Below are 23,351 nucleotides of genomic sequence, written 5' to 3'. Positions count from 1 at the left end.
GCCATCGCCACCGGCCTGGCCGCCTCCCGCCGCGACCTGTCCGTGTGGGTGGTCACCGGTGACGGCGACGCGCTGTCGATCGGCGGCAACCATCTGATCCACGCGCTGCGCCGCAACGTCAACCTGAAGATCCTGCTGTTCAACAACCGGATCTACGGGCTGACCAAGGGGCAGTACTCGCCGACGTCCGAGGTCGGGAAGGTCACCAAGTCGACGCCGATGGGGTCGCTGGACGCCCCGTTCAACCCCGTCAGTCTCGCCCTGGGCGCGGAGGCGTCCTTCGTGGCCCGCACCATCGACTCCGACCGCCGGCACCTCACCGACGTCCTGCGCCGGGCTGCCGCGCACCCGGGCACCGCGCTGGTCGAGATCTACCAGAACTGCAACATCTTCAACGACGGCGCCTTCGACACCCTCAAGGACAAACAGACCGCGGAGGAGGCGGTGATCCGCCTGGAACACGGACAGCCCGTCGTGTTCGGTCCCGGCGGGTCCAGGGGAGTCGTCCGGGACGCCGGGACCGGTGAGTTGGCCGTCGTGGCCGTCACCGAGAGGAACCGGTCGCGGATCGTGGTCCACGACGCGCACTCCGCGTCGCCCGTCACGGCGTTCGCGCTGTCCCGGCTGGCCGGTCCCGACACCCTGCGCCACACGCCCGTCGGTGTCTTCCGTGATGTCGAACGGCCGGTCTACGACGTGCAGTTGTCCGGGCAGCTGGATGCCGCGGTGGAACGGCACGGCGAGGGCGACCTGGCGGCGCTGCTGGCCGGCGGGGACACCTGGACGGTGGGGCGGCGGTGAGGGGTGCCGTTGTGCGTGTGGGACGGGCCGGTGTCCGGCACCCCCCCGGGGGGGTGCCGGACACCGGCCCGTTTCGCGGCCGGCCGCCGGTCTCAGCCGGCGGCCGCGGTCTGCTTGCCGTCCGCGGGGGCGGCGGCGGTCGGTGCGGGGCGGGGCCGCAGCAGCAGGCAGACGAGGGCTCCGGCGATCAGTACGGCGACCGGCAGGATCACGGTGGTGTGCAGGGTCGCGGTGAAGGCGGCCGCGTAGGTCTTGCCGGTGGCGATCTCCGCCGCGAGGCGGCTCTCCAGCAGGGCGCCGACGGCGGCGGCGCCGACCACCGAACCGATCTGCCGGACCGTGTTGTTGATGCCGGAGGCGGCACCGGCGAGGTGGCGCGGCACGAACCGCATCGCCTCGGTGGACATCGGGGCGATGATGCAGCCGACGCCGAGGCCGGTGAGCAGGGTCGCCGGGACGAAGGCGTACCAGGCGCTGGCGGGGGAGGCGATGACGGCGATCGTGATGATGCCGGCGGTGTAGCAGGTGAGTCCGAAGAGCAGGAGGGACTTGCCGCCGATCCGGTCGGCGAGCCGGCCGGCGAAGGGGCCGACGGTCATCGACACGAGGGACGACGGGGCGAGGACCAGACCGGCCTTCATGGCGCTGAGGTGGAGCACGGACTGGAGGTAGAGGTTGAACGGCAGGACCAGGCCGAGCATGGCGACGGAGACCAGGCCGACCAGGGCCGTCATCGCGGTGAAGTTGCGGTCGTGGAACAGGGCGAAGGGGACGAGCGGTTCGCCGGCCTGGCGGCGGCGCTGGTGGAGCAGGAAGCCGGCGGCGAGCGCGGCGCCGGCGGCGAGCAGCGCCCGGATCCCGGCGCCCCAGTGGTAGCTCTCGCCCTCCTGGAGGCCGAAGGCGATGCAGAACAGGGCGCCGGTGGACAGCAGCACGCCGGGCAGGTCGAAGCGGTGGGCGCGGCCGGGCCGGATGTCGGGGACCACCAGGAAGGTCAGGACCAGCGCGGCGACGCCGATCGGCAGGTTGACCAGGAAGATCCAGCGCCAGTCGAGGGCGGAGACCAGGAATCCGCCCAGGGTCGGCCCGGACAGCGTGGCGAGCCCGGCGACCATGCCCCAGATGCCCATGGCGGTGCCGCGGCGTTCGGCGGGGAACACGGCGACGATCAGGGTCATCGTCTGCGGGGTCAGCAGTGCCGCGCCGAGGCCCTGCACGACCCGGGCCGCGATCAGGGCGGTCGGGGTGGGGGCCAGGCCGCAGGCGAGGCTGGCGAGGGTGAAGACCGCGAGGCCCACCGCGAACAGGTTCCGCGGACCGCGCAGGTCGCCGAGCCGGCTGGCGGTGATGATCAGGGCCGAGAGCGTCAGGGCGTATCCGCTGACCGTCCAGAGGGTCTGGCCGAGCGAGGCGCCTAACCCGTCCATCATGTCGGGGATCGCGATGTTCACGATGGTGAGGTCCAGCAGGGTCATGAAGAACCCGAGTGACAGGGTCACCAGGACGGCCCACGGGTTCGCTCGCCACTTGCGCATGGTTCTGTGCTCCTCTTCTTCCCCCGGCGGTCCCCGGGTGCCTGACACGAAGGTAACCCATCTCTTTAGATGTATCAAGTTCGATGCATCTCTCTTGATGTAATCTGGTGCCATGAACGGAGTCGAACTGTTCCTGCTGGGACGCACCCTGATGAAGATCGGTGAAGCCGCGATGCCCGAGCCCGAGGGCGGCAGCACCCGGTACGGCGGCAGCACCCGGGCGGTGCTCATCGTCGCCAGCGACCTGAGCGGCCATCCCGACAGCGCGGTGGGGGAGATCGCCGCCCGCACCGGCCTGCCGCAGAGCCAGGTCTCCACCGCCGTCGCCCGCCTCAAGGAGGCCGGCGCCGTCGTCACCGCCCCCGACCCCGCCGACCGCCGCCGCCTGCTGGTCCGTCAGGCGCCGCACCTCTCCGCCCGGGTGGCCGAGGTCAGGTCGAGCACCATCGAGGACGCCCTCGCCACCGCCCTGGGCACCCCCGCCCCCGGACAGCTCAAGGAGGTGACCGACGCACTCGACGTACTGGCCCGGCACCTCCAACCGCACTCCCCGGCCCGGCTGGGCCCCTGACCCCGACCCGGCCCGGCTGGGCCCCTGACCCTGTCCCGGGCCCTGCCCCAGCCCCCGCGCAAACCCGCCGCAAGGCCCGGCGAGGAGGATCCCGGCACGCCCGACGCCCCAGACGCCAGAACGGAGACCCCGCCTTCATGCGAGCCATCGGCATCCCCCGCTTCGGCACGCCCGACGTGCTCACCGTCGTCGACCGGCCGCTGCCCCGGCCCGGTCCGGGCGAGATCCGGGTCAAGGTGACGGCCGCCGCCGTCAACCCGAGCGACCTCGCCCTGCGCGCCGGCCTGTTCGCCGCCTTCCTCACCGATGTGCCGGCACCGTACACACCCGGCATGGACGCCGCCGGCACCGTCGACGCCGCCGGCCCCGGTTCCCGCTTCACCGCCGGCGAGACGGTGATGGCCTTCGTCGACCCGCTGCGCCCCGAGGGCGGCGCCCAGGCCGAGTACGTGGTCGTGCCCGACGCACACGCCACCGGCCTGCCCGCGGAACTCGGCCCGCAGGCCGCCGCCGCACTGCCCATGAACGGCCTGACCGCCCATCAGGCCCTGAACCTGCTGGGACTGTCCGCGGGCGCCACTGTCGCCGTCACCGGCGCGACCGGCGCACTCGGCGGCTATGTCGTCCAGCTCGCCGTGCACCGCGGCCTGCGGGTCATCGCCGGTGCCGCGCCCGAGGACCACGCGCTGCTGCGCGAACTGGAGGCCATGCCCGTCGGACGGACCGCCGAGAGCTACCTCGAAGCCGTCCCCGAAGGGGTCGACGCCCTGATCGACGCCGCCGCCGTCGGACAGCCCCTGCTCCCCGTCATCCGGCCGGAAGGCGACTACGTCCAGTGCCGCCCCGGCCCGGTCGACCTCGTCCCCGGCACCACCCTGCACCGGCTCAACGTCACCGCCTGCCCGGACAAGGCGGCGGTCCTGGCCGAGCTCGCCGCCCTCGCCGCCAAGGGCGTCCTGACCCCCCGCGTCGCCGACCGGCTCACTCCCGACCGGGCGGCGCAGGCCCACCGCCGCCTCGAGGCCGGCGGCCTGCGCGGCCGCCAGCTCATCGTCTTCTGAGACCGGGTGCGGGAGCCGGGGGAGCGCCGGTGTCCGCTCCGCTCGTGGGCTCACGGGCGCCGTCCGGCTCGGGTGCTCCCGGGGGCTGCTGCGCCTTCAGCCGCCGCGCCGAGGGCAGCGCGGCCATCAGTTCCTCACCGGCCCCGACGACCACCGGATGCCCGACCTCCGCCAGCATGGGAAGGTCGGATATGTGATCCCCGTATGCGTAGCAGTCCGCGGGATCGACACGGGGGTTGTCGCGCAGCAGGGCACGTACCGCCGCGAGTTTGCCCGCCCCGAGCATCGGCTGGCCGACGAGCTCTCCGGTCAGCACGCCGCCGCGCTCCTCGGGGACGGTGCACAGGACCTGAGCGGCGCCCACGTCGTGCGCGATGGGCCCGAGCACCGCCGCGAAGGCCCCGGAGACCAGCACGAGCGCCGCCCCCTGCGCCCGGTGCTCCGCGAGCGCCGCACGCGTCTCGGGAACGTAGAAGCCGCTGTCCGCCGAGCGCTCCCGGTGCCACCGCGTCCCCTCACGGGTGACGTCGGACACCGGTTCCCCGGCCCAGGCCCGGTAGTACGTCCGGCTGGCCGTCTCCCGGCGGACGCCCGCGGCGGCCCGGGCGGCCAGGTCCTCCCGGAGAGCCGCCGCCCTGCGGGCCCCCTCGGGGCCGTAGCGCCGGGTGAGGTAGAAGGAGAGGAAGTCGAACATGCTCTTGCGGCTGATCAGCGTCTCGTCGACGTCGCTGAAGACGTAACGGCGCGGAGAGGTGTCCACTGAGCCCACGGACCGTCCTTCGGCAGCGTCGGATCCCCTGGCGCCGCTCGGCCCGAGCAACGCCTCAAGTAGCTGCCCGCTTCACGGCGCAAGCGCACACGGCCCCCGGGCCGCAGACGGTTTTCGGACGCCGTGACCTGCCGTGACCTGCCGGGGCCGGAGCCGGGGCCGGGGGCTGGATCCGGATCCGGCAGGTCACGGCGTCCGCCGGCCGTACGTCGCTTGGCCCTGCGCGGTCGTGACACCGGGTCAGAGCTGGTTCGGGCGCAGGGTCGTCTCCAGCACCTCGTGGATGCGCTCCGGGAGGTCCTTGCGGTCGTGCAGCACCCACGAGATGTGCTGGACACCGAAGAACGCCGAGGTCAGCACGCGGCCGAGGGCATCCGGAACGCAGTCGGGGCGCAGCTGGCCCGCCTCGTGCGCCTCGGTGAGCACCTCGGTGAGGACGCTGGTGAACTTGACGTAGGGGACGGGCAGCGCGGCCTCGATGAACGCCTGTTCCACCTGCAGCCGGGCACCGGCCTGGATGATCTTGTCGTCCCGGAAGGCGGTGGCCGTTCGCGTCAGGATGCCGCGCACGGCCTCCAGCGGGGACCCGCTGCCCTGGCGTGCGGAGTCGACCAGTTCGGCGAGCCGCTCGTAGAACTCGTCGGCCAGCGCGAGGGCGACGGCCTCCTTGTTGGCGAAGTGGAAGTAGACGGCGCCCTTGGTCATTTCGGCGAGCTCGGCGATGTCGAGGATGGTGACGCCGGGGAAACCCTTGTCGGCGAATGCCTCGGCGGCGGCGTCCAGCAGCAGACGGCGCGTGCGCAGCGCGCGCTCCTGCTTGAATGCCTGGCCCTTGGCGTTGGCGGTGCGGCTGGGCCGCGGACTTGCCGGGACGGAATCGGATGGCACGGACTCTCCTGGTGCTGTTGGGTGCTGCCGGCGTGCTGTGGGGCAGGCGGGGTTCGGGACCCCACTAAACATACCTTTAATCAGGTATGTTTAAAGGCCGCGTCGCCCCCGAGTGCGCCCGCGGCGGACGAGAAGCGCCACGGCCTGCTCGGGTCTGCCCGGTGCCGCCCGGCGGCGCCTCACGAATTTCCCGGCCGTCGCCCCCGCGGACAGGCGCCTGGAGAACCGGACCCGGGCCGCCCTCGGGGGCAGTTCGGCGGGCGGTCTGCATGAGGGGCGGGTTCCCGGCACGCCGATGGCGTGGTCGCGCAGGGCCGCCACCGCCCGTGGTGCGGTCGCGGTGCGGGCGGTGGCGGCGTCCTCGGCGAAGGGTGACGTCCCCGGGGCGGCGGGAGGAGTTCTCCGCCGCCGGCTGACCTGGAAGGCCGTCACGGTTCGCGCGGGTCAGGTCTTGAGGTCGGTCTTGTAGAAGACGGTCGACCGGAACTGGGCGGGGTTCTCGCTGTCGTACTTGCTGGAGAAGCCGAACGCGAGCTGGGGCCCGACCGAAGAACGGTAGACCGCGATTCCCTGCGGCTCGCGGCCGGGCAGCAGGGTGTCACCGGCGTGGGTCTGGAAGACCTCCTTGACCGACGTCCCGACGGCGTTCATGTCGAGCGTGACCAGGTAGGACGGCACGGCCGGGTCCGTGGTCTTCTCCGGATGGCCGCCGTAGAGGAGGTAGGCGTACTGGCCGTAGGCGGTCACGCCCTGGAACGCGTCCTCGGCGGTGAGGCCGATCTCGCTGTTGCTCGGGAGTGCCCGGGCGGCGAGGCGGGTCGGTTTGTCGTCGACGAAGCCGTTGCTGAGGACGCTGGGGAGGTCGAAGAGCGCGAGGCGCCACCGGGTGGCGGATTCCATGTACCGCAGGAGGATCCGGTTGTTGTAGGGATCGATGGCCGGTCTCGGGCAGTCGTAGAAGTCGGAGAGGTGGATCGGGAATTTCCTGACCGCAGAGTTGGAGTAGGTGAGGTCGCCCCCGTCGGCGTATTTGAAACGGGCGATGGTGTGGCTGTTGGGCTTGCTGTCGGGGTCCTCGGGATGCAGATCTCTCCAGTCGCCCGGGACCCACATGTACGGGGATCCGTACGTGTCCGGCTCGATGGCTATGTTCGAGCCGTGGTCGAACCCGTGGATCGCCATGGCGCCCAGGACCTGACCGGTCATGTCGGTCCTGGTGACCCAGAGATCCCCGTTCTCGCTGCCGACCTTCGTCTGCACGTAGTAGATGTGGCCGTAGACGTGGTCGAAGGCGAAGGACTGCATCGCCCAGTAGGGCTGGTGGAGCGGGATGTTCACGAAGAACTTCCCGCCGTTCCCGCCGAGATCGAAGCGCTGCGACGTGCCCACGACAGCGGACGCCGGCTGGGCCGCGAACACGGAAAGGCCGCCGCTGACGGCGGCGGCCGCCATGCCTGTACCCGTTCGGAGAAGAGTGCGACGACTGACGGCGGATGCCCCGCTGTCCTCGGTTCCCTCGCGCAACTGCATCATCCTCTACTGATCGTTCAGCTGATGTGATGGTTCGCGATCACGCTAACCCGCGCAACGAGAAGGTGTCCACGGCGTTAACTCCCGGGCGGACAAGGGAACTTCGGGCATGGAAAAGCCGTCGCCGGGGCCAGTCCCAGAGCTCCGCCGGGGTGCCGGGCCGCCGCCGCGCGGGTGGCCCGCCGGGGTGCCGGCAGGCGCTGGAGGCCGGCCCTCGGGGGGGTGTCCGGACGCGGAACGGCGGTGGGCGTCAGGCGGCGGGGACCGGCTCGGGACCCTGGGCCGCTTCGGTTCCTGACCGCCGTCGGCCGGGGCGCCTGGCCATGACGGCCGGACCGGGCCCGCTGTACTCCTGCGGGGGAGACGGAGTTCGGCGACCGGGTCCAGGCCGGCCTGCTCGGTCAGGCCGGCGAGCCGTTCCGGCCGCCGCTTGTGTGCCGTCCAGCGGACGGGTACGCCCCCGCAGGCCTCGGTGCGCACCGCGTCCTCGTCGCCGACGTGCGCCGCGGTGACGACGTGCCCGCCCGGCTCCAACGCGCGCGCGGACACGGCGAGGACCTGGGGGAGGACGTCCCGGGGGAGGTTGAACAGCGACCACCGCCCGAGCACGCCGCCCAGGGACGCTTCACCGGGGTCGAGCCCGGTGGCGGAGGCGGCCGCGAAACGGCGGCGCGGATGGAGCCGGCGCGCGTTCTCGGCCATGCGGGGGGAGAGATCCGCCCCGGATACGGCGAGTCCGCGTCCGGCGGGGCGGGCGGTCACCGTTCCGGGCCCGCAGCCGACGTCGGGGACGGGCCCGAGCCCGCGCACGGTGCCGGCGGACGCGTCGGTCGACGCCTTGAGCCGTGGACGCCTGCGGATGTCGCCGGTTCCCGTCGTCACGACCGTGCGGGCGTAGTTGTCGGCCACCGGTCGCAGACTCACGTACGACGCCGGGATCGGCCGGACGGTCAATGAGGTGGGCGCGCATCAGCCGACGACAGGACCGCACAAGGGACTTGGGGCCGGGAAAGCGGCTGGCGCCGGGCCGTTTTGCACGGCCCGGCCGGCCCCGTGAGGGCGCTGTGCCTCGTCTTCGTGGTGCCGGGCCGGCCGGCGTCCGGGACCCCGGCCGGCCCGGCTGTGTTCAGTTCGCCACGCGCAGCCGGTGCGCGCCGCGGGTGTCGGCGGGGTGGATGAACCGCATGGAGGCGGCCTTGTTGACGGCGTCCAGGCGGCTGACCGCGTCGAGCTTGGCGAAGATGTTGCTGAGATGCCGTTTGACGGTGCCCTCCGCGATACCGAGCCGGACGGCGATCTGACGGTTGCTCAGGGCCGCCGCCGCGTGGGTGAGGATCTCCACCTCGCGTGCCGACAGCTCCGATGCGCAGGACGCACCGGTGCCGACCGCGTGCAGGGCGCCCCGGTGCAGCGGCAGCGTCACCGTCTGGTGCGAGCGGGTCTCCCGCTGCGCGCGCACGGCGTCGATGAGGGCGCCGTAGCCGATGCTCTTGTGCAGATAGCCGTGGATGCCCAGGTCCAGCAGGGACTGCACCAGGCGCGGTTGGTCCAGCATGGACAGCACGAGCACATGGCAGGCCGGCACGCCGTGCAGGAGGCGGCTGACGAGGGACTCCCGGCTGCCGGCGGGGGCCATGCGGACGTCGAGGACCACGAGGTCGGGACGGGTCCGGGCGACCAGGGGGAGCAGTTCGTCCGCATGGCCCGTCTGGCCCACGATCTCGACGCCGGGCTCTGTGTCCAGCAGCGCGCACAGGGACTCGCGCAGCAGGCTCTGCTCGTCCGCGATCACAACACGTATGGGTGTAGGGGGCATGGCAGGCGGTACTCCTGTTTCCGGGCCGAGTGAGGGGTCGGCGCGCCTGGGTGGACACAGTCGGAACCGAGGTGACGGTCCGTCATCCGGCGTTGAGCAGCTTGAGGGCGATGTCCGTGACTTCCTGTACGTCACAGGGGTGGGGGCGCAGTTCCTCGGGAGCGACCGCGCCGGCGCCGGCGCAGGCGAGCGTCAGCAGACACCCGGCGATGAGATGCGGTGGGTGGTCCGCGGCCACCGCTCCTTCCTGCTGGGCGGCCCGCACGGTCTCGGTGGTGCGCTGGAGCAGGTCGGACAGGACCGTGGGCGGGTGCAGGGCGGGGTGCGACGCCCGCAGCCGCAGCGCCGCGCGCAGCCGGATGTCCGACCGCAGCCGCGTGCCGAGCTCACCGACGAGCCGGCGCAGCGTGTCCACCGGGTCGGGCGCCCCGCTGTCGGGGCGCAGCGCGGACAGCGCCAGGGCGCCGTACGCCTCGAGCGTGGCCGCCACCGCCTGCTTGGACGTGAAGTGCCCGTACACCGCGCCTTTGGTCATGCCGACCCGGTCGGCCACCGCCTGCAGCGTCGCGCCTTCGTGGCCGTGCGTCGCGAACTCCTCGGCAGCGGCGTCCAGGATGCGCTCGCGGGTCCGCTGAGCTCTGTCCTGCATTCCGCCTCCTCAATAAAAACCTTTGCGAACGAATCATATCGGGGGAGGCAGGTCACCGCAACGACGGTGCAGGGCCGGATGTGTCTTTCAGTGCGGCGGTGTGTGACGGAAGTCGTAGCAGCGTCGGCCCGGGCGGTTCTGTGACCTAGGTTCCTGGCGCAGAGGCCCCGCACCGGCCCGCCACCGCCCCGGCGGCCTGACGGCGCGGCGTCACCACCCGTTGCCACAAACAGCTCGGTGAAGTCCGTGGACGTTTTTCCGCATGCCCTTGGCGGGAAGCGAGGAGGAGGCACGACGTGGAGGAAGCACCGGCCGCGAAACTCACCTGCCGGGAGTCGGACGTGGTCCGCCTGCTGGCCTGGGGGCTGAGCAACCGGCTCATCGCCCGGCGGCTCGACATATCCGAGAAGACCGTGAAGAACCATCTCAGCAGCATCTACTTCAAGACCGGTGCCACCGGCCGCACCCAGGCCGCCCTCTACGCCCGGCACGCCGGCCTGACCGGCCCCGGGCAGGCGGCTCCGTCCGCTCCGGCGCCCGCCGGCCCCGCCCTCACCGCACGCGAGCGGGGCGTGCTCCGCCTGCTGGCCTGGGGGCTGAGCAACCGGCTCATCGCCCGGCGGCTCGACATATCCGAGAAGACCGTGAAGAACCATCTCAGCAGCATCTACTTCAAGACCGGCGCCGCCGACCGCACCCAGGCCGCCCTCTACGCCCAGCACGCCGGCCTCCTCGCCTCCTGACCGGCCCGCGGACGAGACCCCCGCGCGAAGGCCTCCTCCCGCACGGGGGAGCCGGAGCACCACCGCGTGGTGGAGGGGATTCCCACACCGCTCCGGCCCGCTCCGGCGCACCCGCCCGCCCGCCGCGCCCCACTCCGCGCTGCCGCCGCCCCGGCCCCGGAGGGCAGCGGCGTCTGCGCGGGGGCGGCCCGCACACGCTGAGCCGGCGATGGGCGATAACGGTCTGGGCCGGGGCCGGGGCCGGGGCCGGGAGCCGGTCAGCCGTAGGTGGTGCACTGGTCGCGCGCGTACCTGGCCGCCGGTCGGGGGGTGTCGCCGCAGGCCCGGAAGTGCCAGCCCCGGCGGAGCGGATGGGCGGGGGTGGTGCGGGAGGGCGTGGTGGCGGTGAACGGACCGCACTGCGTCCAGGTCTCGCCGTCGTCGTCGGTCCAGTCCATCCAGACGCGGTCCCCGAAGCGGGCCCCCGCGATCTCGGCCCATGCCATCCGGCGGCCGTTCACGGTGCCGACCTCCAGACGGACCGTGGGCCTGTGGTCGGCGCCGTGGACCTCGGCCGGCGCGACCTCGACCTGTCCCTCGACGCCGGACGGCGGCCATGCCCAGCTGTTGCAGGTGGCGTCCTGCGATGCGGCCAGGCCTGCGCGCGCCGGCCGGCCGGGGGCGAGTTCGAGGCCCAGCCACACCCCGAGCCCCCCGGACACCAGGGCGGTGACCAGCACCAGCATGCCGACGAACACCGCGGGGTGACGCCGGATCCGTGCGGGCAGGCCGGCCCGCGACCCCTGGTGCCCAGGGTGTGCGCCGGGGACCGGAGGCACTTCTGAGGCCGCCGCCGCGGCCGGGGTGCCCGCGGCGGGCGGCGGGTACTCCAGGACGGGCGTGCACCGGCCGTTGCGATGGTCGTCCCGCTGCAGGTGAGCCCACAGGGGCCGCAGCGCCGCCGGGTCCTCGCGCGCCGCCTCGCCGAGCCGCTGCACCACGCTCCACGGCGGCACCGTGCGGCCGGACAGATAGCGGGACAGCGACGAGTCGCTGGCATGTACCGAGCCCTGCAGCTCCCTGAGACTTCTTCCGGTCCGCTCCCGCATCCCCCGTAATCGCTCCGCCAGGAGATCACCGGCTGCGCAACGCGGCTCCGCGCCCGTGGTGCCGTCCCGTCCCATGCGTCCCATCCCGCTTGCACCCGTCCCGGGCGCTCAGCGTAGGCCCAGCTCGACGCCGGGCGCAGGGGCGGACAGGTCCCGGACTCGTCCCACCGGACAGTGCAGGCCATCCGGCATCGCGATAGTTGCCCTGCCGGCAGACCGCACGCATGGACGGGGGACGGATGCTACGCGTTCACTTCACCGACGCGGACCTCGCGCGCGTCGAGGTCGCCACCGCCCCGGATCCGTTGTGGGAGACCGTTCTCGCCAGCCAGCAGCTGACGGCGGCCGGGCGCGTCCCGCCCGTCTTCCGCGCCTGGCGGCGGCGGACGGGCGCGGTCCTGGCGGACCGGCAGTTGTCCGGAACACTGGGCCTGTTACGGGCGCTGGCGCCGGCCGCCAGCTACTTCCCCGACTTCCTCACCCCCGCCGCGGGCGCCGAGGGACTGCGGTCCGCGCTGGAGGCCGTGCGGGCGACGCCGCCCGGCCGGCTCGGGCAGGAACTGCGGCTGCTGGCCCGGCTGCGCTACCCCCACGGGGCGCCCTCCTGGCTCCGCGACCTGGCCTCGGGCGACCGCGACCGGCTGGCGGAGGTCGTCGAGGCCCTCCGTACCCTGCACCATGCCGTGATCGCCCCCGAGTGGACCGACGTGGCCGCGACCGTGGCGGCCGACCGGGCCGTACGGGTGCGAGCCGTGCGGGACGGCGGCGGACACCGGCTGCTGAGCACCCTGGGGCCGCGGATGCGCTGGCGGCCTCCCGTGCTGTACACCGACTATCCCGTCGACCGCGATCTGCACCTGGACGGCCGCGGCCTGCGCCTGATCCCCTCGTACTTCTGCCGGCGCACCCCCGTGACCCTGGCCGACGCGAGTCTGCGGCCGGTGCTGGTCTGCCCCGCGGAACAGGAGGCCGCCTGGGCCGCCGCGCTGCGGCACGAGCGCCGCCCGGACGCCCTCGCCGCCGTTCTCGGCCGTACCCGCGCCCGCATCCTGGAGGCGCTCGACGAGGCCGCCACCACGGGCGAACTCGCGCGCCGGCTGGGCGTCTCCGCCGCCGGTGCCAGCCAGCACGCCCACGCCCTGGCCGGCGCCGGCCTCGTCCGCAGCCGCCGGACGGGCAGCCACGTCCTGCACACCCTGACCCCTCTGGGCCGGGCCCTGCTGCATGGCGAACTGCCCGTCGACTGAGCCGGTGTACGCCGCTGACCGGCGGATTTCAGGCCACGGTGAAAGCCGTCGACGGCAACACGGCGTTGCCACGACGCTGGGGTGCGTCCCCGCGAGGGACCGACGCGGCACCGATCCCCGCCACCGCCACCGCCACCGCCGTTGCCACGGCCACCGGCACCGGGCACCCACGCCACGTACTCGTCACACGTACTCGTCACACGCGCTTGCCGCACGTGCTCGTCACACGTTTTCGTCGCGCCGCCGCCGCCGCCGCCGCCGTCGCTGCTGCTGCTCGAACGTCTGCAACGTCTTTGAGGAGGCTCCCCGATGCCCGGCACCCCGGTCCTGTTCCTGTCCGCCCGCCCATGCTGAGGCTTCGGACGGTGCCGGCCGTGGTCGCGTTGTGCCTGGCGTCCGCGGCCTGCTCCCATTCCGCGGCGCCGTCCTCCGCCGGACCCGCGCCGCGCGCGCTGACCGCCGTCGAGACGACCCTGCTGTACGACGCCGAACAGCGGCTCGTGCAGCGGTGCATGGCCGCCCAGGGCTTCCGCGTCTGGCCGGTGGCCCGGCACCCGGTACCCGACGACCGCAGCTTCCCGTACGCGGTGGACGACGTGGCCTGGGCCCGGCGGCACGGGTACGGCAGCGACATCCGCGAGGCCGTCGAACGTGTGCGTACGACCGATCCCAACCGCCGCTACCTCGCCGGCCTCAGTGCCCGGCGCAGGGCCGCCGCGCTGACCGCGCTGGACGGGCCCGACCGCGAGGGCCCCAAGGTCACCCTGCCCAGCGGGGCGGTGACCGGCCGCAGCAGCCGGGGCTGCACCTCGGCCGCGGAAAACCGGCTGTACGGCGACCTGGACGACTGGTTCCGCGCCGAGAACGTCACCGACGACCTCACCGCGGTACGCGTTCAACGGGTCCTGTCCGACCCCGCGTACCGCACGGCGGTGCCCCGTTGGGCGGCCTGCATGCACCGCCGCGGCCACCCCTACGCCACCCCGGCCGCCGGCCGTGCCGCCTTCACCGAAGCGGCCGCTGCGGGGACCCGCGAGGAAGAGAAGGCCACCGCGGTCGCCGAGGCCCGCTGCGCCACCGCCACCGGCCTGTCGGCCACCGCCCACCGCCTCGACGGGCACTACGGCGCCGTTCTGCGCAGGCAGTACCACGCCGTGTTCGAGGACCGGCTGCGCATGGAGCACGAGGCACTGCCCCGCGCCCGGTCCCTGCTCCGCACCACCCCGTCACCCACCGAGTGAGGAGAAACGCATGACCAAGAGGAAGATCCGCGCGAGCCTGGCCGCCGCCGCGGTGGCCACGGCCCTGACCGCCGTCGCGGTCCCGTCCACCGCCCACGCGTCCACGGCCGCCCCGCGCACCTCTGCCGCCGCGGACGGCTACCTCTACGCCTGGACGAACCTCAACCGGGGCGGCTCCTACTGCCGCTGGTACGGCGATGACGACGACTGGAGCACCTGCAGCCCCGGCGGCTACATGCAGGACCAGGCCTCCTCGGTGGAGAACCGCGGCTACGCCGGGGCCTACGGCGACGTCAAGCTCTTCAAGAACATCGGCTACGACGCCAGCGCGGGCTACTCCTGCCTCGACAACGGCCAGTACCTCAACAACCTGGCGAACTACTACTGGAGCAACGGCACCGGCATGAACGACTCCATCACCTCCCACTACTGGGTCACCGGCTGTGTCTGACCGGCCCGCTGCCCCAGGACACCGGTGATGCCGTCGGCCGGTTCGCCCCGCCGGGTTCGTGCCCGGCGGGGCGGAGTGCTGCCGGACGGGAGAGGTGCGGGTGCGGACTCGTGGCCTGTTGGCGGTCCAGCCGTCCAGGCGGGCTGGGACGATTGCGGTTGCGGGCCATGACGCGAAGCCGTCACCAGCAGACGTTCTCGCCGCGCGATGCGCCGAAGTTCCTCATGAGACGCGTTGCATGCGAGCGCGAACGCAGCATGCGCTTCCTGTCTCTGGGACACGTCGCGTGCCTGCCGGTCGCGTCGGGGACGCAGATACGCAGATACTCCGGCCATGATGTGCCGGCCAACGTCGTAAGAGCACCCGGCACTGTGCCTGCGAGCGTCGCCCACTCCATCTGTTCCCCTCGTCCGGCCGTACCCCATCAGGGCACCAGGCCTCCTGTCTTCACAGGTTTCCCTGTCTCGGGGCTACCGTCAGAGGACTCATGGCACCACGCGCCGCCCCGCGCCCCGGGTGCCCGTTCGAAGGACGTAGATGACCGAACACGACCGGCCGGCCCGGGCCTTCGCCCGCGCCAAGGACGGCACCGCCCTGGCCTACCAGCACCGCGGACAGGGGCCGCCGCTGGTGCTGCTCGCCGGGCAGGCGAACAGTCACCACTGGTGGGACGGCGTGCGCGAGGACTTCCACACCGTGCGCTCCACCGTCACCCTGGACATGCGCGGCACGGGCGACAGCGACAAGCCCGAAGGGCCTTACTCCATCGGGCAGTTCGCGGACGACGTCGTCGCGGTCCTGGACGCGCTCGCCATCGAGCGCGCCGACGTGTACGGGACCTCGATGGGCGGCCGGGTCGCGCAGTCGCTCGCGATCCGCTACCCGCAGCGGGTCCGCCGGCTGGTCATGGGCTGCACCTCCCCGGGCGGTCCGCACGCCGTGGAACGCGACGCGTCGGTACGGCGGTCCCTCGCGCAGCCGGACCCGGAGGCCGTGCGCCGGGTGCTGGCCGACCTGATGTACTCACCCGCCTGGCGGGCCGCGCACCCCGGCCCCTACCGCACGCTCGGCGACCCGCGGATGCCCGCCCACGCGCGCCGCGGCCATCTTCTCGCCAGCAACGGGCACGACGCCTGGAGCGAACTGCCGCGCGTCACGGCACCCACCCTGGTCCTCCACGGCGGCGATGACCGGCTGACCCCGCCGGACAACCTCCCGCTGCTGGCCTCCCGGATCCCCGGTTCCCGCGCCCACCTCTTCCCGGGCGCCCGGCACGCCTACTTCGAGGAGTGCCGGGACGAGGCGGGCACGCTGGTGCGGAGGTTCCTCACCGAGGAGGGATGACGGCGAGCGGCAGCACCCCTCCGCGCCGGCCGGCGCGTGCACCGCGGCGGGGCGGGCGGTGCCGCTCGTCCCGCACCGCAGCGACGCGGCCGGTGAGGGCGCGCTGCCCGGCGGCTGCCGCGGGATCCCGGCGGTCGTGCGGGAGGGCGGCGGGCCGGTGCGGGCCAGGGCGGCCGGCGAGCGGCCGAACCCTGTGTGACGTGGATCACGGCATCGGGAAAACCTGTCGCCCGGGCCGGGCGTCTAGCAGGTGTGAGATCAGCCAGAGCAGCGCTGCACGAGGTGGACGAGGAACGTCTCGTCCGGCTGGTGGCGAAGGGCGACCGTGCCGCGTTCGAGGAGTTGTACCGGCGTACGTCGCCGTGGATGGCGGTGCGGCTGCGCCGCCGGTGTGCGGACGAGCAGATCGTCGCGGAGGTCATGCAGGAGACCTACCTGGCGGTCTGGCGCGCGGCGGGTGCGTTCGCCGGGACCGCGGCCGGGGGGACGGCCACCGGCTGGCTGTGGACGATCGCGGCGCGCCGCCTCGTCGACGCGTTCCGGCGCAGGGCGCACCACGCGGAGCCGCCGCCGGCCGCAGCCGTGCCCGAAGCGGTCCCCGCCGCCGAGGAGTTGGCGCTCGCGAGAACCGCCGACGGTGATGTCGGGGACGCACTGAGGTGCCTCGCACCGGAGTTGAGACAGGTACTGCAGGCCATGGTGCTCGACGGGCTGTCCGTCCGTGAGACCGCGGTGCTGCTCGGGCTGCCCGAGGGCACGGTCAAGACCCGTGCCCGCCGGGCCCGTACCGAGATGCGGAGGGCGCTGGCATGAGTGTCGAACACGCGTCGAAGCGGATCATCGAGGGGTATGCGCGCGGCGGCGCGGGCCTGTGCGCCGACGAGGTGTGGGCCGTGGAGGCGCATCTGGAGCTGTGCCGGGTGTGCCGTGACCGGTTGTCCGCCGCTGTCCGTGCCGGGGTGCCCGCCGCGGCGTCGCTGGTCGACACCGTGTGGTCCGGCCTGGAACCCCGGCTCGCGGTCACGGCCACGATGCCGCGCCGGCGGCGCCGGCCGGCGCCGCTGTCGAGGTGGATGACGCCGGCGATGGTGCCGTGGCTGGCCATGGTCGTGGTCGTGACGCTGCTGGCCCTGCTGCTCGATCTGTCCGGCACGGGCTCCGGCAAGGTGTCGTGGGTGCTGTTGTTCGCGCCGGTCCTGCCCGTGCTCGGCGTCGCCGCGTCCTGGTCGCGCGGCCTGGACCCCGCGTACGAACTGACGGCCTCGGTGCCCAGGGCCGGGCTCCATCTGGTGCTGCGGCGCACCGCGTCCGTGCTTGCCGTGGTCGTCCCCGTGCTGCTGGTGGGCGGCTGGGCGACGGGGGTGATGGTGGCCCAGTGGCTGTTGCCCTGTCTGGCCTTCACCTCCACGACCCTGGCGCTCGGCGGTGTCGTCGGTGTGACCCGCGCGGCCGTCGTGCTGGCCGCTGTCTGGGCCGCCGTGGTCGTGGCGCCGACCCTGGCCACCAGCCGTACGGCCTTCGCTCTGCAGACGGGCGGTCTGCCCGCGTGGGGGCTTCTCCTCGCGATCGGTACCGGTGTCGTGATCGCCCGCAGAGGCGCCTACACCGTGCTGGGAGCCCATCGATGACCATCGGGAAGAACCTGGGAAAGGAACACCGCATGACGTCCGCCGTGAGCGCGGCCGACATCGCACCGACGGCCTACGCCTGGGAGATCCGGGCGACCGGGCTGAAGGTCAGGGTCGGCAGGAAACGGATGGCCGTAGACGCCCTGGACCTGTCGCTGGGCACCGGCGTCCACGGACTCCTCGGCCCGAACGGGGCGGGCAAGACCACCCTCATCCGGACGCTGGCCACCGTACTGCGCCCCACCGAGGGCAGCCTGGAACTGCTCGGCGAGGCCGTGGGCGGCATGGGCGAGCACCGTGCGCTGCGCCGCCGGATCGGTTACCTGCCGCAGGAGTTCGGCTACTACAAGCGCTTCACGGTGCGCGAGTTCGTCGAGTACATGGCGTGGCTGAAGGAGGTGCCCAAGGCGGACATCCCCGCCGCGGTGCAGCGCGCCGTGGAGCGGGTGGGTCTGGCGGACCGCGCCGACGAGAGGATGAAGGCCCTGTCCGGCGGCATGGTGCGCAGGGCCGGTATCGCCCAGGCCATCGTCAACGATCCGGCGATCCTGCTGCTCGACGAGCCGACGGCCGGCCTGGACCCGGCGCAGCGGCTGCGCTTGCGCGAGCTGCTGCAGGAGCTGGGCACGGACGCCTGCGTGCTGGTCTCGACTCATCTGGTCGAGGACGTCGCCGCCGCCTGCACCGACGTGGTGCTCTTCGCCGAGGGCCGGCTGGTCTTCCAGGGCACCGTGGACGAGCTGGCCTCGGCGGGCGGCCCCGGACACGTGGGGGACAGCCCGCTGGAGCGCGGCTACTCGGCCCTGCTGCAGGACCCCGGGCAGGAAAGGGGCACCTGGTGAACGCCCGCGTCCTGCGTATCGAGTTGAGGCGTTCGGTCGCCCCGTGGGCCGGCGTCGTGGTCCTGGTACCGGCGCTGGCGTTCCTGTACCTGGTGAACGGCGCCTGGTGGAGCGGCACCACGGCGTGGACGGCCCAGTGGACACCACTGGCCCTGTGGACCCGCTCCCTGCTGTTCTACCTGTGGCCGCTCGCCGTGGGGCTCGGGGCGCTGCAGGGACTGCGCGATCACCGCTCGAAGATGTCCGAACTGCTGACGAGCACGCCACGGCCCGCCCGGCACCGCGCGGCCGTCCTGGCGGGCGCGACGGCGATCACGCTGGCCTCGGCCTTCGCGTTCCTCGTCCTCGTGGGCGGGGTCCAGGTCCTCGCCCACACCGGGTACACGCACTTCGGGTGGCTGCCGGTCTCGCTGGTGGGGGCACTCTTCCTCGTCGCGGGGGCCGTGCTGGGCATGGGGGCCGCAAGGACCCTGCCGTCCCCGCTCACCCCGCCCGCGCTGGCCATGGGCGCCTTCGTGTTCACCGCCCTCATGCACATGTCGCTGGGCCGGACGCAGACGGACACGGCGGACGGGTTCCCGAGCACGGAGCCGAACCGGCTCTCGCTGCTGTCACCCACGGTGGACGACGTGCGCGAGGCGTTCGTCACGCTCTCCGCCTCCGTGCACGTCGGGCAGACCGTCTGGCTGCTCGGCATGGCCGCAACCGGCTTCGCGCTGCTCGCCGCCGCGACCCCGCGCGCCCGGCTGGCCGCCCTGACGCCCGTCCTGGCGGGTGCGGCGATCGCCCTGCCCGTCCTCCCCTCCGACGCGCACCGGATGTACGTCGTCGACGAGGCCGCCGCGCAGCCGGTGTGCGACGGCCCGGTGTGCGTGACGAAGACGCAGCAGGCACGGCTCGCGGACCTCGCGGGTCCCGGCAAGGAGGCGCTGCGGCTGCTGCACGGTGCCCTGGGTGCCCAGGCGCCGGTCTCGGTCCGGGAGAACACCGCCGTACTGCCGCAGGGCTCCACGCCGCGGTGGTCCCGCACGACCGTGCTCCTCGACTTCGACGACGACACCGTCGCCGCCGCGAAGGGCAGGGAGCTCACCCGGGCCCTGATCGCCAAGGCCATGGTGCCAGGGTGCACCCCTGTCGGCTGGAGCGGCTTCGGGGACGATGAATACGCGCAGACCGTCGCGGCGGCCTGGGTCCTCGGGGACCTCGAGCCGCTCCCCGGCACGCCGGCACGTATGCGCCGCGAGGTCGAGTCCGAGACCCGCCCGGTGTGGCAGAGACTCAAGGCGCTTCCCCGGTCCGAGCAGCTCTCGCGGATCAACGCGATGCGCGCCGCCGCGCTCTCCTGCGACGGCGACCCGTTCAAGGTGCTGTCGCTGTCCGGCGGTGCGTCAAGGTGAGATGGCTGACGCTGTACGCACGCTCGCGTCAGGTACCCGCGTCGCTCGCCGCGCTGGTGGTCGGCATGGTGACGGTGTGGGCACTGGCCCGGGACGAGGGCGCGGGCCCCGGCGATCCACGGCTGCCCGTGCTCGTCCTCGCCACGGGGGCGATGGCCTTCTCGGCCGGGCTCGGCGGGCAGGACCCCGCGCTGGACCGGACGGCCGCGATCCGCTGGGTGCCCCGCAGAACGGCGCACGTGCTGCTCGCCGCCGCGGCCGTCGCCGCGGCGCTGCTGACAGTGCAGACCATGGGCGCGCCCATGGCCACCACCGCGTTCGTCGTCCGGGACAGCGCGGGCCTGACGGGACTGGCCGCCCTGGGCGCGGCGCTCGCGGGCGGCCCGTACGCGTGGACGCTGCCGTTCGCCTGGCTCTCGTTCTCGTTCCTCGCCCCGCCCCCGACGAGTGCGCCGATGGAGGCGGCGACGTGGATGCTGCTGCCTCCCGGCACGGCAGCGGGCACCTGGACGGCCCTGGTCCTCACCGTCGTCGGCAGCGCGGCCTACGCCGTCGCGGGACCGAGGCGGTAGCCGCAGGGGGAGCGCGGCACGGACGCTCCCGGTGCCCTGCCCGCGGGGGACCGGCCGCCCGCCGGCACCGCCCGCGGTCTCGACGGTGAGGGAGAACTCCGGCCCGCCGCCCCCGAGTCCGGGCACTCCGCCGCGGCCCCGCGGCCCTGGCCGATGCCGCACAGGAACCCGGCGCCTTCGGTGCCTTCGGCCCCGCCGTCACCGGGGAGTGCCGGAGCGCCGGAGTGCCGGAGCGCCGCCTCACGGCTCGGGCACCCGCCTCACGGCTCAGGGAACCGGCTGCCGCGACCGGGCCGCCTCGATGTCCGGGACATGCTCCTCGGCCCAGAGCCGTACGGCGCGCAGCGGGATGAGCAGGGAGCGGCCCAGCGGTGTCAGGGCGTACTCGACGCGGGGCGGGTTCTCGTCGTGGTCGTGGCGGCTGATCAGGCCGTCGGCCTCCAGGGAACGCAGGGTCTCGGTCAGGGCCTTGGGGGTGATGCCCCGGATGTGTCCCTTCAGTTCGGTGAACCGGCGGGGTCCGTCGGCGAGGGCGTTGACGACGAACACGGTCCAGCGGGCGCCGATGCGGTGCAGCACCGTGCGGCTCGGGCAGGTCGCTGCCATCACGTTGTACGCCTTGCTCATTGCGCTGCTCCCAGTTTCGTTGAAGATACCGGTATCAAAACCATACCGTGGTGCTCGGTCCTAGGAAAGGGAGTCGAGACACATGGAACGGGTCTTGGTCATCGGGGGTGCGCGGGCGCTCGGCGCGGCCGTCGCGAGGCGCGCGGCGAAGGACGGCTACGACGTTGTCGTCGGCGCCCGCGACCTGGCCGCGGCCGACGCGCTGGCGGGCGGGATCGGCGCCACGGCGGTGCGGGTCGATCTGCAGGACGAGTCGACGCTCGCGGCCGCGGCGCGGCGGCTGAAGGACGGGATCGACCACATCGTGACGACCGGTTCGGCGCCGCACGACGTCCGCGTCACCGAACTGGACCGCGACAGGCTGCTGGCCGCGTTCACGGCCAAGGTGGTCGGACCGATGCTGGTGGCCAAGCACTTCGCGCCGGTCCTGCGGCCGGCCGGGTCGATGGTGCTGTTCTCCGGTGTGGTCGGCTGGCGCCCCCGGCCGGGATCACTGGTCAAGGGCGTCACGAACGGTGCGGTCGAGTACGCCGTCCGCCACCTGGCGGCGGATCTGGCGCCGGTACGGGTCAACGCCGTCTCGCCCGGCGTCGTGGACTCGGGCGCGTGGGACCGCCTCGGTGACAGGAAGACCGCCCTGCTGAGCAACAGCGCGGACCAGACCTTCGTCGGACGCCACGGCGAGGCCGACGACGTCGTCGACACGGTGATGTGGCTCCTGCGGGCCGGCTTCGTCTCCGGCGAGACGATCCACATCGAGGGCGGCGCCCGCCACAAGTCCGCCTGACCGGCAGCGGGGTCCGTCGAGCCGCGCGAGGCAGCGCCCGCGCACCCGGAAGCCGCCGGAGGCCGCCGGAGGCCGCCGGAAGCCGCCGGAAGAACCCGGAAGAACCCGGAAGCACGCGAAGTACCCGGAAGCGCTCGCCGGCCAGGCGGCGTGAACGGCGTGGACGGCGTGCCCGGCATGAGGACACCCGCGCACACGCCATCACCCAGAAACGGAGGACAGCCAGGTGGACACCAGGATTCAGCCCCCGCAGAGCGCACCGACGCAGGCGGCGGCCGGGAACGGCACCGCAGGAGGGTTGCCGGCCTGGCTGGTGGCCCGCGGCCTCATCCCCGAGACGAGCCCCAAACGCGCCTTCGCCGCCGCGACGTTCATCAACCAGATCGGCAAGGGCCTCTTCATCTCCGGGGCCGCGCTGTTCTTCACCCGCTCCGTGGGCCTCCCGGTCGCCCGGGTCGGATTCGCCCTGGGCACCGCCGCCCTGATCGGACTCGCGGCCGGCGTCCCCGTCGGCCGCCTGGCCGACCGGCGCGGCCCGCGCGAGGTCTTCCGGCTCGCGGTCGTCGTGCAGGCTCTCGCCGTGGCGGGCCTGGTGTTCGTGCGCACCGTTCCCCCGCTGATCGCGTTCCTGTGCGTGGCCGAGCTCGCCGTCTCGGCCGGCACCGCCGCCCGCGGCCCGCTGACCCGCGCCCTGGGCGCCCCGAACCCCACCCGCTACCGCTCCTACCTGCGCGCCCTCAACAACATCGCGCTCGGCTGCGGTGCGCTTGCAGCCGGCGTCGTCGTCCAACTGGACACCAGGACCGCGTACGTGAGCCTCATCCTCGGCACCGCCGTCGCGTTCCTCCTCTCCGCGGCCCTCACCTCCCGCGTTCCGTCCGTGCCAACGGTCAAGGCCCCGGCGGAGGGCGGCCGCTGGCCGGCCCTGAAGGACAGGCCGTACGTGGTCCTCACCGTCCTGGACGGCCTCATGTCCATCCAGACCCAGGTGCTGATCTTCGCCCTGCCGCTGTGGATCATCGGGCACACCCAGGCCCCGCGGTGGTTCGTGGGCGCGAGCGTGGCGGTCAACACCGCCCTCGTGGTCTGCCTGCAGGTGCGGGTCAGCCGCGGCGTCGACAACAACGCGGCGGCCGGCCGCACGGTGCGCCGTGCGGGAGCGGCGTTCCTCCTGGCCACCGCGCTCATCGCGGCGGCGGGCGGTGCGCCCGGATGGGTCGCCATGGCCGTCGTCGTGCTCGGCGTGGTCGCCCACACGGTGGGCGAACTGTGGCACACCGCCGGCTCGTTCGAGCTGTCCTTCGGTCTCGCCCCGGAGCACGCACAGGGCCAGTACTCGGGGCTGTTCGCCATCGGCCAGGGCCTGTCCAACGCGGTCGGGCCGCCGCTGCTCGGCCTGGTCTGCATCGGCTGGGGCGGGCCGGGCTGGCTGGTCATGGGAGCCCTCTTCCTCGCCGTCGGCCAGGCCGTGCCGCTCGTCGTGAACTGGTCCGACCGCCTGCGCGCGCACAGCCCGGGCCGGCCCTGACGTTCACCGCCCCCGGCGCCGCACGCCGTCACCGCACGGGCCGGGACCTAGGTCCTATTCTGACCGGGCCGCTGGCGTGCGAGGCTGGGACAGCGCGAACAACATGTTCGGGAAACCACCCGGGTATTCGCCAGGACGGATTTTGTTCACTGGCCGGCTGATTCTCGCGTACTGCGGCCCGGGCGTCGGATTTTCAGCGATCGGAAGGTGAAGTCTTGGACGCCAGCGGCTTTTCA

Annotated in this window: 25 protein-coding genes; 16 read left to right on the top strand and 9 right to left on the bottom strand. The window is 73.3% G+C overall.

The window, feature by feature from the left end; translation table 11 throughout:
* Positions 1–801: thiamine pyrophosphate-dependent enzyme (locus tag IEZ11_RS47735; protein WP_189269369.1), on the top strand; the 801-nt coding region annotated here is incomplete at its 5' end.
* 92 nt (positions 802–893) lie between these two features.
* On the opposite strand, the gene IEZ11_RS47730 is transcribed toward IEZ11_RS47735, so the two are convergent.
* Positions 894–2,336 (bottom strand): DHA2 family efflux MFS transporter permease subunit, encoded by a 1,443-nt coding sequence (locus IEZ11_RS47730; protein ID WP_189269368.1) that lies wholly within the window; start codon positions 2,334–2,336, stop codon positions 894–896.
* A 112-nt stretch (positions 2,337–2,448) separates the two neighbouring features.
* Here IEZ11_RS47730 and IEZ11_RS47725 point away from each other — a divergent pair, with 112 nt between their 5' ends.
* Both IEZ11_RS47725 and IEZ11_RS47720 read left to right on the top strand, forming a co-directional pair.
* The gene (locus IEZ11_RS47725; protein WP_189269367.1) at positions 2,449–2,907 is read left to right on the top strand and encodes a MarR family transcriptional regulator; all 459 of its coding nucleotides are present in this window, start codon (positions 2,449–2,451) and stop codon (positions 2,905–2,907) included.
* Positions 2,908–3,044: 137 nt separating this feature from the next.
* Positions 3,045–3,968 (top strand): NADP-dependent oxidoreductase, encoded by a 924-nt coding sequence (locus IEZ11_RS47720; protein ID WP_189269366.1) that lies wholly within the window; start codon positions 3,045–3,047, stop codon positions 3,966–3,968.
* On the opposite strand, the gene IEZ11_RS47715 is transcribed toward IEZ11_RS47720, so the two are convergent.
* The 6 genes from IEZ11_RS47715 to IEZ11_RS47690 form a co-directional block, all read right to left on the bottom strand.
* Positions 3,955–4,737 carry an HAD family hydrolase gene (locus tag IEZ11_RS47715; RefSeq protein WP_229713874.1) on the bottom strand — a complete coding sequence of 261 codons (783 nt, stop codon included), beginning with the start codon at positions 4,735–4,737 and terminating at the stop codon, positions 3,955–3,957. The two genes, IEZ11_RS47720 and IEZ11_RS47715, sit on opposite strands and share 14 nt — an antisense overlap.
* 240 nt (positions 4,738–4,977) lie before the next feature.
* Positions 4,978–5,625 (bottom strand): ScbR family autoregulator-binding transcription factor, encoded by a 648-nt coding sequence (locus IEZ11_RS47710; protein WP_229713872.1) that lies wholly within the window; start codon positions 5,623–5,625, stop codon positions 4,978–4,980.
* Positions 5,626–6,069: 444 nt separating this feature from the next.
* Positions 6,070–7,077, bottom strand: coding sequence for a phage baseplate protein (locus IEZ11_RS47705; RefSeq protein ID WP_189269364.1), 1,008 nt, complete (start codon positions 7,075–7,077; stop codon positions 6,070–6,072).
* 123 nt (positions 7,078–7,200) lie between these two features.
* Entirely contained in the window at positions 7,201–8,064 is an 864-nt protein-coding gene (locus IEZ11_RS47700; protein WP_229713871.1) for a class I SAM-dependent methyltransferase, read from the bottom strand.
* A 217-nt stretch (positions 8,065–8,281) separates the two neighbouring features.
* The gene (locus IEZ11_RS47695; protein WP_189269363.1) at positions 8,282–8,971 is read right to left on the bottom strand and encodes a response regulator transcription factor; all 690 of its coding nucleotides are present in this window, start codon (positions 8,969–8,971) and stop codon (positions 8,282–8,284) included.
* A gap of 82 nt (positions 8,972–9,053) precedes the next feature.
* Positions 9,054–9,620: a TetR family transcriptional regulator gene (locus IEZ11_RS47690; RefSeq protein WP_189269362.1), complete on the bottom strand. Its 567-nt coding sequence runs from the start codon at positions 9,618–9,620 to the stop codon at positions 9,054–9,056.
* Between the two features lie 296 nt (positions 9,621–9,916).
* On the opposite strand from IEZ11_RS47690, the gene IEZ11_RS52310 reads away from it, so the two are divergent.
* Positions 9,917–10,363, top strand: a complete 447-nt coding sequence (locus IEZ11_RS52310; protein WP_308426604.1) for a response regulator transcription factor — start codon at positions 9,917–9,919, stop codon at positions 10,361–10,363.
* 257 nt (positions 10,364–10,620) lie between these two features.
* Here IEZ11_RS52310 and IEZ11_RS47680 read toward each other — a convergent pair whose 3' ends face one another.
* The gene (locus tag IEZ11_RS47680; RefSeq protein WP_189269361.1) at positions 10,621–11,535 is read right to left on the bottom strand and encodes a helix-turn-helix domain-containing protein; all 915 of its coding nucleotides are present in this window, start codon (positions 11,533–11,535) and stop codon (positions 10,621–10,623) included.
* Positions 11,536–11,690: 155 nt separating this feature from the next.
* Between IEZ11_RS47680 and IEZ11_RS47675 the strand changes: the two genes are divergently transcribed.
* The 10 genes from IEZ11_RS47675 (at position 11,691) to IEZ11_RS47630 (ending at position 20,173) form a co-directional block, all read left to right on the top strand.
* A complete protein-coding gene (locus IEZ11_RS47675; RefSeq protein WP_189269360.1) occupies positions 11,691–12,698 on the top strand; it encodes a winged helix-turn-helix domain-containing protein in 1,008 nt (335 codons plus the stop codon).
* A 347-nt stretch (positions 12,699–13,045) separates the two neighbouring features.
* Positions 13,046–13,939 carry a hypothetical protein gene (locus IEZ11_RS47670; RefSeq protein WP_229713870.1) on the top strand — a complete coding sequence of 298 codons (894 nt, stop codon included), beginning with the start codon at positions 13,046–13,048 and terminating at the stop codon, positions 13,937–13,939.
* 10 nt (positions 13,940–13,949) lie between these two features.
* A complete protein-coding gene (locus tag IEZ11_RS47665; RefSeq protein ID WP_189269358.1) occupies positions 13,950–14,390 on the top strand; it encodes a hypothetical protein in 441 nt (146 codons plus the stop codon).
* A 537-nt stretch (positions 14,391–14,927) separates the two neighbouring features.
* Positions 14,928–15,734, top strand: coding sequence for an alpha/beta fold hydrolase (locus IEZ11_RS47660; protein WP_189269357.1), 807 nt, complete (start codon positions 14,928–14,930; stop codon positions 15,732–15,734).
* 58 nt (positions 15,735–15,792) lie between these two features.
* Positions 15,793–15,933 (top strand): hypothetical protein, encoded by a 141-nt coding sequence (locus tag IEZ11_RS47655; RefSeq protein ID WP_189269376.1) that lies wholly within the window; start codon positions 15,793–15,795, stop codon positions 15,931–15,933.
* Between the two features lie 53 nt (positions 15,934–15,986).
* Positions 15,987–16,547, top strand: coding sequence for an RNA polymerase sigma factor (locus IEZ11_RS47650; protein ID WP_189269356.1), 561 nt, complete (start codon positions 15,987–15,989; stop codon positions 16,545–16,547).
* Complete coding sequence (locus IEZ11_RS47645; protein ID WP_189269355.1) at positions 16,544–17,362, top strand: zf-HC2 domain-containing protein; 819 nt, start codon at positions 16,544–16,546, stop codon at positions 17,360–17,362. Before IEZ11_RS47650 ends, IEZ11_RS47645 begins: the two co-directional genes overlap by 4 nt.
* Positions 17,363–17,394: 32 nt before the next feature.
* Positions 17,395–18,204: an ABC transporter ATP-binding protein gene (locus tag IEZ11_RS47640; protein WP_189269354.1), complete on the top strand. Its 810-nt coding sequence runs from the start codon at positions 17,395–17,397 to the stop codon at positions 18,202–18,204.
* Positions 18,201–19,601, top strand: a complete 1,401-nt coding sequence (locus tag IEZ11_RS47635; protein WP_189269353.1) for a hypothetical protein — start codon at positions 18,201–18,203, stop codon at positions 19,599–19,601. Before IEZ11_RS47640 ends, IEZ11_RS47635 begins: the two co-directional genes overlap by 4 nt.
* Positions 19,598–20,173 (top strand): hypothetical protein, encoded by a 576-nt coding sequence (locus IEZ11_RS47630; protein WP_189269352.1) that lies wholly within the window; start codon positions 19,598–19,600, stop codon positions 20,171–20,173. The genes IEZ11_RS47635 and IEZ11_RS47630 overlap by 4 nt, the downstream gene beginning before the upstream one ends.
* Positions 20,174–20,440: 267 nt before the next feature.
* Here IEZ11_RS47630 and IEZ11_RS47625 read toward each other — a convergent pair whose 3' ends face one another.
* A complete protein-coding gene (locus IEZ11_RS47625) occupies positions 20,441–20,800 on the bottom strand; it encodes a winged helix-turn-helix transcriptional regulator (protein WP_189269351.1) in 360 nt (119 codons plus the stop codon).
* Positions 20,801–20,882: 82 nt separating this feature from the next.
* Here IEZ11_RS47625 and IEZ11_RS47620 point away from each other — a divergent pair, with 82 nt between their 5' ends.
* Both IEZ11_RS47620 and IEZ11_RS47615 read left to right on the top strand, forming a co-directional pair.
* Complete coding sequence (locus tag IEZ11_RS47620) at positions 20,883–21,587, top strand: SDR family oxidoreductase (protein ID WP_189269350.1); 705 nt, start codon at positions 20,883–20,885, stop codon at positions 21,585–21,587.
* A 226-nt stretch (positions 21,588–21,813) separates the two neighbouring features.
* Complete coding sequence (locus IEZ11_RS47615; RefSeq protein ID WP_229713869.1) at positions 21,814–23,115, top strand: MFS transporter; 1,302 nt, start codon at positions 21,814–21,816, stop codon at positions 23,113–23,115.
* Positions 23,116–23,351 lie beyond the last annotated feature (236 nt).

Source organism: Streptomyces fuscichromogenes, assembly GCF_014645815.1.
Lineage (GTDB): Bacteria > Actinomycetota > Actinomycetes > Streptomycetales > Streptomycetaceae > Streptomyces > Streptomyces fuscichromogenes.
This window is presented reverse-complemented; position numbering and strand designations above follow the sequence as displayed.